General features: G+C 67.0%; 11 protein-coding genes. 1 reads left to right on the top strand and 10 read right to left on the bottom strand.

What is annotated here, in order from left to right; all coding sequences use genetic code 11:
* Positions 1–3: 3 nt before the first annotated feature.
* The 8 genes from HMUK_RS14710 to HMUK_RS14675 form a co-directional block, all read right to left on the bottom strand.
* The gene (locus HMUK_RS14710) at positions 4–405 is read right to left on the bottom strand and encodes a DUF6677 family protein (RefSeq protein ID WP_015763981.1); all 402 of its coding nucleotides are present in this window, start codon (positions 403–405) and stop codon (positions 4–6) included.
* A gap of 81 nt (positions 406–486) precedes the next feature.
* The gene (locus HMUK_RS14705; RefSeq protein ID WP_015763980.1) at positions 487–1,167 is read right to left on the bottom strand and encodes a type I 3-dehydroquinate dehydratase; all 681 of its coding nucleotides are present in this window, start codon (positions 1,165–1,167) and stop codon (positions 487–489) included.
* Positions 1,168–1,190: 23 nt separating this feature from the next.
* The gene (locus HMUK_RS14700; protein ID WP_015763979.1) at positions 1,191–2,249 is read right to left on the bottom strand and encodes a DNA-methyltransferase; all 1,059 of its coding nucleotides are present in this window, start codon (positions 2,247–2,249) and stop codon (positions 1,191–1,193) included.
* 46 nt (positions 2,250–2,295) lie between these two features.
* On the bottom strand, positions 2,296–3,189 hold the full coding sequence (locus HMUK_RS14695; protein ID WP_015763978.1) for a methyl-accepting chemotaxis protein: 894 nt from the start codon (positions 3,187–3,189) through the stop codon (positions 2,296–2,298).
* A 117-nt stretch (positions 3,190–3,306) separates the two neighbouring features.
* Positions 3,307–4,290: a transcription initiation factor IIB gene (locus HMUK_RS14690; RefSeq protein WP_015763977.1), complete on the bottom strand. Its 984-nt coding sequence runs from the start codon at positions 4,288–4,290 to the stop codon at positions 3,307–3,309.
* A 257-nt stretch (positions 4,291–4,547) separates the two neighbouring features.
* Positions 4,548–6,389 (bottom strand): lysylphosphatidylglycerol synthase domain-containing protein, encoded by a 1,842-nt coding sequence (locus HMUK_RS14685; protein ID WP_015763976.1) that lies wholly within the window; start codon positions 6,387–6,389, stop codon positions 4,548–4,550.
* A gap of 119 nt (positions 6,390–6,508) precedes the next feature.
* Positions 6,509–8,227 (bottom strand): radical SAM protein, encoded by a 1,719-nt coding sequence (locus tag HMUK_RS14680; protein ID WP_015763975.1) that lies wholly within the window; start codon positions 8,225–8,227, stop codon positions 6,509–6,511.
* A 59-nt stretch (positions 8,228–8,286) separates the two neighbouring features.
* Positions 8,287–9,453: a hypothetical protein gene (locus HMUK_RS14675; protein ID WP_015763974.1), complete on the bottom strand. Its 1,167-nt coding sequence runs from the start codon at positions 9,451–9,453 to the stop codon at positions 8,287–8,289.
* A gap of 346 nt (positions 9,454–9,799) precedes the next feature.
* Here HMUK_RS14675 and HMUK_RS14670 point away from each other — a divergent pair, with 346 nt between their 5' ends.
* The gene (locus HMUK_RS14670; protein WP_015763973.1) at positions 9,800–10,459 is read left to right on the top strand and encodes an HAD family hydrolase; all 660 of its coding nucleotides are present in this window, start codon (positions 9,800–9,802) and stop codon (positions 10,457–10,459) included.
* A gap of 199 nt (positions 10,460–10,658) precedes the next feature.
* Here HMUK_RS14670 and HMUK_RS14665 read toward each other — a convergent pair whose 3' ends face one another.
* Positions 10,659–11,483: a hypothetical protein gene (locus tag HMUK_RS14665; RefSeq protein ID WP_015763972.1), complete on the bottom strand. Its 825-nt coding sequence runs from the start codon at positions 11,481–11,483 to the stop codon at positions 10,659–10,661.
* The gene (locus HMUK_RS14660) at positions 11,480–12,496 is read right to left on the bottom strand and encodes an ABC transporter ATP-binding protein (RefSeq protein WP_015763971.1); all 1,017 of its coding nucleotides are present in this window, start codon (positions 12,494–12,496) and stop codon (positions 11,480–11,482) included. The genes HMUK_RS14665 and HMUK_RS14660 overlap by 4 nt, the downstream gene beginning before the upstream one ends.
* Positions 12,497–12,785 lie beyond the last annotated feature (289 nt).

Below are 12,785 nucleotides of genomic sequence, written 5' to 3'. Positions count from 1 at the left end.
TCGTCACTCCAGTTCGGCCGTACACCAGTGACAGAAGTCGAGGTCCTCGTCGCGTTCCCGCCCGCAGTAGGGGCACTGTTGGCCCTCCTCGATGGCGGCCGCGGCGTTGATCTCGGTCGCGATCCGGTAGGCGTCGAGCACGCTCAACAGCGAGACGGCCAGCAACGCGCCGCGGGCCTGCCAGGAGAGGGCGCGGGTCATCTCGACCGACGCCGTCCAGATCGCCTCCGGCGTCGTCGCCGCCGGAAGCGTGGCCTCCGGCGCGAGGATACTGACGCCGAGCATCGCGAGGGTGAACCACAGCAGCGCACGGATCCACTCACGGAGGTAGAGGTGACCGAGACCGGGCGAGAGAAACGCCAGGGCGGCGGCGAGCAGGGGCCGTTTCTGGTCTGCATCGACCATGATACCCCCCACTCCCGGGCCAATCGTTGTTAATCTTGCGCACCGACTTGTCTTCACGTGGTTGCCGGTCGCTCTCCGAGGTCAGGACAGCTGGTCGACCAGCCGTCGTAGCGTCGCCAGATCGTACTGTCCGGGTGCCGTGGCGTCGGCGGGATCGACGGGCGCGTAGCCGATCCGAGAGCCGTACAGCGGCGCGACGGGACGCGAGTGACGGCCGGCCTCGCCCATCGCCATCGTCGCAACGGTCTCACCGGTCTCGGTCAGCCGGTGGGTCGCTTCGAGCAGCGCCAGTACGTCACCGCGGTCCCGTGCCGTCGTCGCGATCTTGCCCACGTCGCCGTACTCGCAGGCCCGCTCCAGTCGGTCGACGAGGGCGGCTTCGTCGGGCGTCGCCTCGAAGTCGTGGGTCGAGACGACGACGCTTGCACCGTGGTCGCGAGCGTGCGAGACGACGCGAGCGGCGTCGCAGGCTCCCTCGCCTTCGAGGGCAGCAAGCTCCACGTCGACGGCCGTGACGGCGTCGTGCTCGACGGCCGTTTCGAGGGCATCGAGTCGGGCGGCGTCGTCCGGGGCCTCGCCGCCCTCCCACTCGACGCGGTTGGTCACCAGGACGGGCAGGTCACCCTCGTAGTCGTCGAGCATCGACAGAGCGTCGTCCGCGAAGTCCATCCGCAACTCGATCCCGTCGGCGTCCTCGCGAGCGGCCGGCTCGTCCGAGAGGTCCGCGCCCGCTGCCAGCAGCGTAAACGAATCGAAGTCCATGCCGTCGCTTGCTCCGACGGGCACTAAGCCTGTTCGCTCTCGCCGTCGGGGCACCCTTCGATCGGCGAGTGGGTCGCGCGATACCCCTCGTCTGTCCGTTCGACGCCGTCGACGCCGTAGAAGCGAATCCGGCGTTCCTGTTTGGTGTTGACGGCGGTGTCGTAGTGCTCGGCTTCGTAGCCCGGCTCGTTCCCTTCGGCTCGTCGCTGCTGGACCCACTCGCGGTGGTCGGCGAGTCGCCGCTCGGCGATCTCCCGTGAGCGCTCGGGGGCGTCCTCGACGCGGTCGTCGAGCGCAGCGAGGAGGTCGTCGTCCCGATCGTACCCCACGGAGTCGCGGCCGGCGACGAGCGCGGCCATCGTCGTCGTCCCGGTACCGAGGAAGGGATCGAGGACGGTGTCGCCGTACGTCGAGAACATCGAGACGAGTCGGTAGGGTAGCTCCAGCGGGAAGGCACCGGACCGCTCGCGCAGACCGTCCTCGACGGCCTGGCGCTCGCCCGTCAGCTCCCACAGGTCCGAGAACCAGACGTTTCGCTCCTCCCAGAAGTACGCGCTCTCGTAGCGGTCGTCGTCGCCGGGCGGGAAGGTGCGCCGTTGCCCGTTGCGAAAGACGAGGACGTGTTCGTGTTCCAGCGTCGGGTAGGCGTTGGGCGGGAGCATCCCCGAACCCATGAACTTCGTCGCGCGGTTCGAGGGCTTGCGCCAGAGGATGTCGGGCAGCGCCCGGAGACCTCGGTCGGTCAGGCGGGTCGTGATCTCCGCGTGGTTCGAGAACGACCGAAAGCCGTCGCCGATCGAGCGGGTGGCGTCGCCGACGTTGATGCAGGCGATCCCGCCCGGCCGGAGCACCCTGACCACTTCGGCCCAGACGGTATCGAGCACGTCGTGCATCAACTGGAAGGCGCGCTCGCCGTCTTCGTCCGCCAGCGCGTCCTCGACGGCGGGGTCGAGTGCTGCGAAGATGTCGTCCCACATCTCGATCATCGGGTACGGTGGCGAGGTCACGACCAGGTCGACGCTGTCGTCGGGCAGCGCCAACTCGCGGGCGTCACCCGTCACTACACGGTGAGTCGTCTCCATAGAACGGCAGTCGAAACGAATCCCCTCGTGTCTTCTGGTTCGCGCCCTACCGGCGCTCGATCATGTCCTGCAGCTCGTTGACCTTCGCGGCCTGTTGCTCGTTGGCCGCGGCGATCTGCTCGATCTCCGTGGCGACCTCCTCGGCGCTCTCGGCGGTCGTGTCGACCATGCTCGCGACCTCCTCGGTCGATGCGGCCTGTTCGTCCGTCGCGGAGGCGACCTCTTCGGCACCCATCGCGGCCTCCTCGACGGCCTCGTCGATCTTCCGGAGGATGTCGACGGCCGTCTCGACCTGCGTGAGTCCCTCCTCGACCTGCTCGTTGGCGTGGTCGATGCTCTGGACGGTCTCTTCGGTGTCGGACTTGATGTTCGAGACCAGCTCTTCGATCTCGGCCGCGTTCTGCTGGGACTCCTCGGCGAGGCTCTTGACCTCGTTGGCGACGACGGCGAATCCCTCGCCGGCCTCGCCCGCTCGCGCGGCCTCGATGGAGGCGTTCAGGGCCAGCATGTTCGTCTGGTCTGCGATGTCGTTGATCACCTCGACGATCTCGTCGATCTCGTCGATGCGGTCGCGCAGTTGCTTGACGTCGGCCGACACGTCGGTGTTTGCCTCGTCGACGGCCTCCATCGCTCCGATCGCGTCGTCGGCTGCCTCGCGGCCGTCGGCGGCGAGATCGCGGGCGTCGTCGCTGACCTGTTTGACCTGGCTGGCACTGGAGGCGACCTCCTCGACGGTCGCCGAGAGATTCGACACCTCGCTGGCGACCTCTCGCATGTTCTCGGACTGCTCGTTGGCGAGGTCGCTGATCTGCTGTGAACTCTCCGAGACGCCCTCGGAGGCCCGGAGCAACTCGTCGATCGCGCTCCCGAGTTCGCCACCAGCGAGAGACCCACCAGACGAGGCCTCGACGCCTCCATCGGTCGTTGGTTCCTGATCCATAGCGGTACCAGCGGCTGGGACCGAATTAAACGTGACCTCTCAGTTATCAGGGTTGATTACGCCAGCGCCGGCGACGGATCGGTGGCCCGCGCTCCGGGGACGGAAACGAGGGACCGGTCAGGCCATCGGGAGGCCCTGCTCGGCCTCCAGCAGCTCGTGGTAGCGGTTGCGGATCGTCACCTCGGAGATGTCGGCGACCTCGCTGACGGCGGCCTGGGTCGTCTTCTCGTTGGTCAGCAGTGCGGCGGCGTACACGGCCGCTGCGGCCAGTCCGACCGGGGACTTGCCGGAGTGGACGCCCTGCTCTTTGGCGTTCTGGAGCAGCTGGCGGGCGCGATGCTCGGCCTCGTCCGACAGTTCCAGCGAGGAGGCAAAGCGGGGGACGTAGCTCTCGGGGTCGGCCGGCGCGACTTCGAGGCCGAGTTCGCGGACGACGTAGCGGTACGTGCGTGCGATCTCGCTCTTCTCGACGCGGGAGACCTCGTCGATCTCGTCCAAGCTCCGGGGGACGCCGGCCTGACGAGCGGCGGCGTAGACGGAGGCCGTCGAGACGCCCTCGATGGAGCGACCGGGCAGGAGGTTCTCGTCCAGCGCACGGCGGTAGATGACGCTCGCGGTCTCGCGGACGTTCTCCGGGAGGCCGACGGCGGAGGCCATCCGGTCGATCTCGCCCAGTGCCTGCTTGAGGTTGCGCTCCTTGGAGTCACGGGTGCGGAACCGCTCGTTCCACTTGCGCAGGCGCTGCATCTTCTGGCGTTGCTTGCCCGACAGGGAGTTGCCGTAGGCGTCCTTGTCGCGCCAGTCGATGTTGGTCGACAGCCCCTTGTCGTGCATCATGTTGGTCGTCGGTGCGCCGACGCGGGACTTCTCGTCTTTCTCGCTGGAGTCGAACGCTCGCCACTCCGGTCCGCGGTCGATCTCGTCGGTCTCGACGACGAGCCCGCAGTCCTCACAGACCGTCTCGCCGTGCTCGTCGTCGACGACCAGCGTGCCCGAACACTCCGGGCACGCGGTCGATGTCGTCTCGCTCTCTTCTTCTGTCTGTTCCTCGTCGGTCGTCGTGCGCGTTCTCGCTCGCGTTCTGGTGTTCGAATCGCTCATTGTACGAATGCGGGCGCTATCCGGGGTATCGGTGCCGAGAACGACTGGTGTCGTCCCATGCCAGGCGACGAACGGCGACGATTCCGGTCCGTCATCGACGATCCCGGACGCTCGATTGGTACCAACACAGTGCCTTCGAAACTCATTTAAATCTATCGAATCTCGGAAGTCGAAACCGGTGTGAACGGTGCGAGCGTGGTGTTTGAGAGAGTTTGACGCACCCGTTCAAATAGGGTCTGGCCAACAGTTGGTACGTACTAGTCGGCCTCCGGCTCGATTTCGCCGGACTGCTGGGACTCTTCGACCGCGGTCGTCAGCGAGACGTTGAGCCAGGCCATCGATCCCAGGCCGCCGACGATCGTGACGGCGTTTTTGACGGCGTGATCGACGATCGAGATCGCGAGTGCGACCGGCCCCGTAACGGTCGTCAGCCCGACGACGATGAGGGTAAAGGCACCCTCGTAGAGGCCGATCCCGCCCGGCGACAGCGGGAGGATCTTCGCGAGGTTACCGACGCTGACCGCGAAGAACGCGGCTGCCACCAGCGACGGCGAGAGCTCGATGCTGGGGAAGGCAGCGAAGACGACGACCGCCGTCAACACGTCGACGATCCAGATGACGAGGCTGCCGACACCGACCCGGAGGAAGGCCCCCCGGTCGGCGACGACGGTCTCGACGTCGCCGACGAACTGCTCGACGATCCCGGAGACGTACTGGGCGTAGGAGTCGTTGCTGAGCGCGGTGACCGCACGGTGGACGAGGTCGCTGTCCCGGCGGGCGCTGACGACGATCACGGCGACGCCGGCAATCGCTGCTGCTCCGACGACGGCGGCGACCCGGAGCGCCGTCCGCGCCGCCGCGGCGGGATCGAGCGTGTCGTCTCCGATCGTCACCGGGGGTACGTCGGCCGCGATCGCCTGGGCGACCTGATCGGTCCCGCCGGTGACGACGAGACCGACGAGGACGCTCCCGGCCAGGACCGTGATCGCGAGCAGGTCGAAGACGCGTTCGACGGCCAGCGAGGCGAACCCGGTCGGATACGGGATCTGCCGGCGGGCCTTGACGACGTACGCCCGGACGCCGTCGCCGAGTCTGGCGGGAAAGACGAGGTTCCCCGTCTGACTGATGAAGATCGCGCCCGTGAGGAACCACGTGTCGCTGTCGTGGCCCAGCCGAGCGAGGATGTCCCGATAGCGCTGTCCGCGCAGCGGCCACGACAGCAGGTACACCACGCCAGAGAACGCGACGACGACGCCGTCCGCCCCGCTAATCGCGTCCAGGACGGCCGCCGGATCGAAGACGACCGTCACCGCGAGCACGAGCGCGGCGATCACCAGCAGCGACCCGGCAGTCATGCTCACCTTCCGCGTGATCCGTGGGCTCACCGACAGCTGCCACCATGTTCGGACGATCTGGCTCCCCATCCCGAACACGTCCCGCACGAGATCGACCTTCGAGTCGCCCTTCGGCGTCCAGTCGACCGGGAACTCCTTGACGCGGTAGCCCTCGCGCTGGGCGCGGACCAGCAGCTCCGTGTCCCAGAACCAGTGTTCGTCTTCGACTTCGTCGAGGAGATCGAGCGCCGCCGCCCGATCGAACGCTTTGAAGCCACACTGGTGGTCCTGCAGATCCGATCGCAGGAACAGCCGCACGAGGGTGTTGTAGCCGAGACTCGGCACCCCTCGTTTCGCGGGGCGATCGGCCCGGTTCTCGGGGAGCCAGCGCGATCCCGTGGCCACGTCGTACTCGCCCGAACGGACCGACTCGACCAGCTCTTCGAGGTGGCGCATGTCCGTCGCCAGATCCGTATCGAAGTACACCAGCGTCTCGCCCTCCGCCTGCCGGAAAGCGTAGGACAGCGCCCCGCCTCGTCCGAGTCGCTCGTCGGAGTGGACGTGGCGTACGCGCTCGTCGGCGTCGGCCATCCGGGTCGCGATCTCCGGTGTGCGGTCCTCACAGCCGTCCTCCGCGACGATCACTTCGAAGCTCCCCGCTGGCAGGAAGGCTGCAAGCGTCGACAGCGTCGTCTCGACCGTCTCCTCGATGGTCGCGGCCTCGTTGTAGGCCGGCAGGACGACGCTGACTTCCACGTCGCTCATTGTGTCACCGTGCGCGAGCGACCGAAAAGTACCTTCTGTTCGGCCGACGAGCCCAGCCGGTCGTCACCTCGGGACGACCGTCGACACTCCATCCGTCGCGACACCCTCGACGCCGGCCGTCAGTCCGCTCCCTGTCGACGTTCGGCGGCGACGAACTGGGTCAGCGCGTCGTCGATCTCTTCGACGGAGTCGTAGGGCCTGTCGACGACGATGTCGCCGGCCGTCGAGCGCCCGATACCCGGAATCGCCCGCAGCTCGTCCATCGAGGCGGCGTTGGGGTCGAGCGGGTAGGGGACGCCGGTCACCGATCGATAGCCGTGGTCGGTGATCGCCACGTCGATGGTCCGGCCGAGCTCGCGTTCGCCGGGAATCCCAACCAACAGCGGATAGGTCCCCAGCTGGCGGCCGAAGGTCTTCCCGTCCTGGTGGTACTCCAGGGTCACGTTCGGGAGCACGGTCCCGACCGGCGCGACCCGCTTGAGCATCGGATTGTCGATCGTCTCGCGGACCTCCTGCTTGTACTGCTTGAACAGCTGCTTGTGGTCCTTGGCGATCTCCGCGCCGGTGTCGGCCATGTCGGTCCCCTCGAAGGCCATGACCTGCCGAATGTTGATCCGGCGCAGCATGTACCCCTCGTCGTAGACGCGCTGGAGGAACCGCTTGTTGTGTTCGAAGCTCTCCCGGCGTTCGCCCTTCAGTCCGTGGACGAGGTTGATCCCCGGCAGGAGTTTCGGGAGCCGGTTGGGAGCGTCACTGCCCGTACTGGGGCCGCTGCCGGGCTCCTCGCCCGGCCGGACGCCCGCGACCTCGTTGACGATCCGGACGGCCTGGAAACACTCTTCGGCGGAGACGTTGAGGTTGTTCTCCTCCTGGACGAGCGGATCGGCCGACTCCAGCCCGAACGCCGCCGTGTCGCCGGGCGTGTTGTGCTCGGCGATGACGCGGATCCCCTCGCGGGCCTTCTCGGGCCACTCGACGACCGTGATGGGGTTCATGTTGTCGAGGTGCAGCGTCTCCAGGTCCGGCGCGACCGACCTGATGCCGCCGTAGAGATCGCGGAGCGCGTCGGGGTTCGGTGACTTGCCGTCGCCGCCGTAGGCGAGGATGTCCGCCTGACGACCCAGTCGGAAGTTCGCCACGCCGCGATCGGAGAGCGCGTCGACCTCGTCGACGACGCTCTCGGGCGGCCGGAAGTCGGGGTCGCCGTACATCGGTTCCGTACAGAACGAACAGCGGTAGGGACACCCACGCGAGGTCTCTAACTCGGCGATGAGGTAGTCCGGATGGTTGGGGTGTTGCTCGACGACGAAGGCACCCTGGCGCGCCCAGCGGGTCTCTTCGGGGACGCCGCGGTAGCGGTCTTCGAACCCTTCGAGCCCGTTGTCGACGAGATCGTAGGCCGCCGCTTCCACGTCGGCCATCGCGAGGAAGTCGAAGTCCAGATCGTCGCGTGCGGTCTCGCTGGCCCCTTCGTTGGCCTCGCCGACGCCGAAGCGGACGGGCCCGCCCATCATCGACGTGCCTCCTGCAGTCCAGGCCAGCTTGCGGACCTCGTCGGGCTCTGCCGGCGTCCCGCCGACGTACTTGCCGGGGACGGTCATCCCGCCGACGTAGACCAGCAGGTCGGCCTGCTCTACGTCCTGCCAGCGGGCGCTGTCCTCGCGCAGCGCGTCGATCGTGTGGTACGTGATCTGTCGCCGAGGGACACCGGCGTCGACGAGCGCTCCGGCGGTGTAGCGCGGATACGTCGAGATGTACGGCGGGACCCCGAAGTGGGCCGGCTCGTCGACGTAGCCGTCGACGATCGTCACCGAGAGGTCGGCGGGGTCTGTAGTCATGTCCGTCGTTACCGGCTCGACGCCTAAAACGGTGTCTGGTCGGGATCGGAGTCGACCGCTCAGCCCGCGAACGGGATGTACTTCAGGAGCGTGGCCGGGAGCCCACCGGCGGTCTGTTGCAAAACCGTCTCGTGGCTCAACAGCCGGTCTATGTAGTCGTCGACGACCGGATTCGCGGACTCTTTCACGTCTGTGGGTTCGAGCTGTTCGTAGACCTGCCCGCGGGTGCCCCGGAGCTGGCCACCGAAACGCAACAGATCGTCCGTGATCTGGAGCGCCCGTGGGGTCAGTGGTTTCCGAGCGGCGGAAACGCTGTCGAGGTCGTCAAGGGTCGCACCGAGACGGTCCCGGATCCGCGTCAGGTGCTGGTCTTCCAGCAGCGCGAAATCGTACGCCAGGTAGAGGTTGTTGAGCAGCTGTAGTCGCTTCCAGCGGCGACTCCAGTGACGGTGTTCGTCGAACGCGCCGGTCTGGATCACCGCTCCCGGTCGGGCAACCGAGATCGCGTCCGTGTCGAAGCGGCCGATGTACGGCTTCGCGTGGCTGTTGAGCGTCTCTTCGTCCAGCGGCCGGTCGTCGCGGCGGATCAGCTGTCCCCGTTCTCGCTCGCTGAGCGCGTCGGCGTCGTAGAGAAACGAGATCGTGGCAACTGGCCGTTCGCCGATCCGGCCGACGTACGTGTCGGGCACGTTCGCTCCGAAGAGCCACCGATCGATCGGTCGGAATATCTCCTGGACGAGCGGGCCACTGTCGTCGGCCCACGAGGGAGGGGCTCCGTCGACGCGGAGCTCCTGGCGAACGGTCCGCTGGAACGCGATGAAATCAGTGAGATCGAGGGGCCGCGAACTCTCGAAGTACACTCGAAACCGGGCGACGGCCAGACCGAACGGGTAGTAGAGGACTCGGGCCGTCACGTCGAGGTTCACCAGATCGTACCGACCGAACGTCCAGCCGGGAAGCGTGAACTCGTAGCTGGGGACGCAAAACAGCGGCCGGAACTCGAAGTTGTTGCGTCGCTCCGGGTACTGGAGGTGATCCCAGAACGCCCACCCACCGTCGAAGGTGCCGACGGCGTCGACTGCGACCGTCTTCGCGTCGTGATCGCCGTCGGTGACGAGACTCTCCGACCTGTTCCGGACGGCCGGCCGTAGCTCGGACCGGTCGAACAGTCGCTCCAGATAGAACGCCTGTGTCGTCTCGGTGATCGTCCCCTCGTAGATCCCCATCGTCTCAAGCTTTATTTGCGAGCAGGGGTATTTTAAACCGTGGACTCTGTGGGCTGTACTGCCCTGTACAGAGCCGCCGTGAGGCGGCACATTCGTGGTTAGAAGTCGGAACGGGGGTTAGACTCCCGCGATAACCTCGTCGCTCGCGGCGTGGCTCGACGCCGCGCTGGGGGCGACTAGATCGGCGGGAAAAACCGCCGGTCGAACGTGCCGCCTCGCGTTCGCATTCATCCGTCGCCGTCACTCGTTTCTCGACCTCTGCGTTCGTGATCCTGCCGACTGGACGAAGCGTAGCCGCCAGCCGCGGTGGTGAAACACTTATACCGCCCTCCGACGTACCTGGCGTATGACCTACGATACCGTCGTGTTCGACAACGACGGTGTCCTCGTCGGTCGGACCGCCTTCGACGTTCTTCAGGACGCGACCCAGGAGACGTTCGAAGCGTTCGGTGTGACCGATCCGGACCCCAACCACGTCGAAAACATGACAGTGGGAGCGACCCCACACCAGGTAGCGACGATCTGTGGCCAGTACGACCTCCCACGAGAGGAGTTCTGGCGCGCTCGCGAAGAGAAGATGGTCGAGGCCCAGCAGGAAGAGGCCCGCGCCGGGCGCAAGCGCCCGTACGACGACATCGACACGCTCGACGGCTTAGACGCCGCGAAAGGTATCGTCAGCTCGAACCAGCAGGCGACGGTCGACTTCCTCCTGGATCACTTCTCGGTGCGCGATCACTTCGGCACCGCCTACGGCCGCGAGCCGACGATCCAGAGCCTCGACCGGCGCAAGCCAAACAGCCACTACCTCGACCGCGCGCTGGCCGACCTCGACGCCGACTCCGCGCTGTTCGTCGGCGACAACGAGTCAGACATCCGCGCCGCTGAGAACGCGGGCATCGACTCGGCGTTCATCCGCCGCCCACACCGCACGGACTGGGAGCTCAACGTCTGGCCGACGTGGGACATCGACTCGCTGTCGGACCTCCACGACATCTGCCGGACCTGAGACGGATCCTCGCCGTTTGCCCGGTCGACCGCACGACGGCGACAGCGACCGTCTGGTAGGACCGTCGTCGCCGTGTCACACTGTCGGCTGTCCGTCTGGTAGGACCGTCGTCGCCGTGTCACACTGTCGGCTGTCCGTCTGGGAACGATTTCGCCATCCCGAGGTGGCACGTCTCGTCGCGAAGGGACAGCCGACAGTCTCAGTAGTCGCCAAGCACCCCGAGCCGTCGGGCTCGCCGCGTCGCGGCCTCGAAGGCGGCGTAGCCGAGCACGACGTAGCCCACGGCGACGCCGACGAGGACCAGCAGGTCGACGGCGGGAAACTCCCACAGCCGCGTCCCGTCGATCATCGCCCGCTGGAGGAGCGCGCTGCCCTGTGCCAGCGGGAGGAACTTCGTCCACCCGAGGTCGAACGCCGGGGCCGAGATCAGCAGAATGAATCCGAACTGAAGGAGGTTCAGCCAGTTGCCGATGCGCTTGTAGAGGACGGCGACGCCGCCGGCCGCGAAGCCAAGTCCCAGCACGGAGGCGACCGCTAGCGCGGCGACGACCGTGATCGTGACGACCGGCAACTGGAGGGTGGTATCGGTGAGCAGGAGCATGACCGCGAGGATCACCGCCGACGTGAGGAAGGTCCGGACGACCTTCGCGACGCCTTTCAACAGCGCGACCGGCGCGAAACCGAAGGGCGTCATGATGTGGCGCTCCAGGGTCCCCCACTGGACCTCGCTGCCGATGTCGTTCGAGATCGAGGAGTAGGCACCGACCGCGAGCGTCCACAGGAAGTAGCCGACGACGATCCCCTCCAGCGAGTCGGTCAGCGCCTGTCCGGCGATCATCCGCCCGCCGTAGAACAGCAGCCCGAAGAAGAAAAGCGAGACGACGATCCCGCCGAGGGCGTTGGCCGGGTAGCGCACGAACAGCAGGAACTCACGGACGAGGACGGCCCTCGCGAGGTGGTAGTAGGAAGCCCGACGGGGCGTCTCCCCGCCGCTCGGCGTCTCACTGGCTGGCTGTCCCGTCATCGACGGCCCTCGCCCTCGTCGGTCAGCCCGAGGAACACGTCTTCGAGGTCGGGCCGGGCCGTGTTGACGCTGTCCAGCGCCACGTCGGCGGCCCGTAGCTGGTCCGCCAGGTCGTAGAACCCCTCGCTGTCGGTCGCCACCTCGACGCGCGTTCGCTCGCCGTCGGTCGTCACCTCGGTCACCTCGAAGCCGTCGCGGATGCGCGCGAGCAGCGCCTCGTCGATGTCCGAACTGGCGACGGCGAACCGCTGAGTGCCGTCGCCCGACAGGAGGCGCTCGACGGTGTCGTCCGCGATCACGCGCCCGTCGTTCATGATCACGACGCGGTCACAGACCGCTTCGATCACGTCCATGTCGTGGCTACAGAGCACGACGGTCAGCGCCCGCTCGTCGACGATCCGGCGCAGTTCGCGTCGCAGCGTCAGCGAACTCTCCACGTCCAGTCCGAGCGTCGGCTCGTCGAGAAAGACCACGTCGGCGTCGGTCGCCAGCACGCTGGCGAGGGACACCTTCTGTTTCATCCCCCGCGAGAGGTCTCGAACCGCCTCGTCGGCCTTCTCGGCGAGATCGAGCTGGTCGAGCAGGCGCTCGTGGCGATCCGCTACGGAGTCGGGATCGACGCCGCCGATCGTCGCGAAGTACCGGAGGTTCTCCCGGACGGTCAGCCGCCAGTAGTCGTTGCGCGCGCCCTCCAGCATCGCGTCGACGTTGGCGTAGGCGGCACTCGGCTGTTCGTACACGTCGATCCCGTCGATCCGAACCGAGCCGGCGTCGGGCAACACCATGCCGAGGATCGCTTTGATCGTCGTCGTCTTGCCCGCGCCGTTGGGACCGAGCAGCCCGACGACGGAGCCACGGCCGACGCTGAAGGACACGTCGTCGACGGCGGTGACCGCGGCGTCGCCGCTGGCGAACCGCTTGGAGAGCCCCTCGACGACGAGGGCGGCGTCGTCGGGCGGGTCGTCGGTCGCGGCCGCGTCGGCGCTCGTCTGCGGTCGCTCCTGGGTTTTCATTGCCCTCTATAGGTGATGGGAGAGTAAAAAGTCCCGCACGCGGTCGGTCTGTGGGGCTATCGGAACCGAACGCCTCCGAGGTAGAGCCCGTTGAAGACGGCAAACGAACCGACAGCTGTGTGCGCAATCACGGACCACAGTGGCGGCGAGCTCTCGATCACCCAGCTGACGATCGAGATGCCCACCAACGCGAGTCCGAGGCCGAGTAACTGGCGTGTGAGCGACCGTTCGAGTATCTGAACCGGGCCGAGTGAACGGGGGGCGTCCGGAGGGGCGGAATCGGGCGAGG

The sequence above is a fragment of the Halomicrobium mukohataei DSM 12286 genome, from assembly GCF_000023965.1.
Taxonomy (GTDB): domain Archaea; phylum Halobacteriota; class Halobacteria; order Halobacteriales; family Haloarculaceae; genus Halomicrobium; species Halomicrobium mukohataei.
Note: the sequence above shows the minus strand (reverse complement) of the source record. Positions and strands in the feature narration are given on the sequence as shown.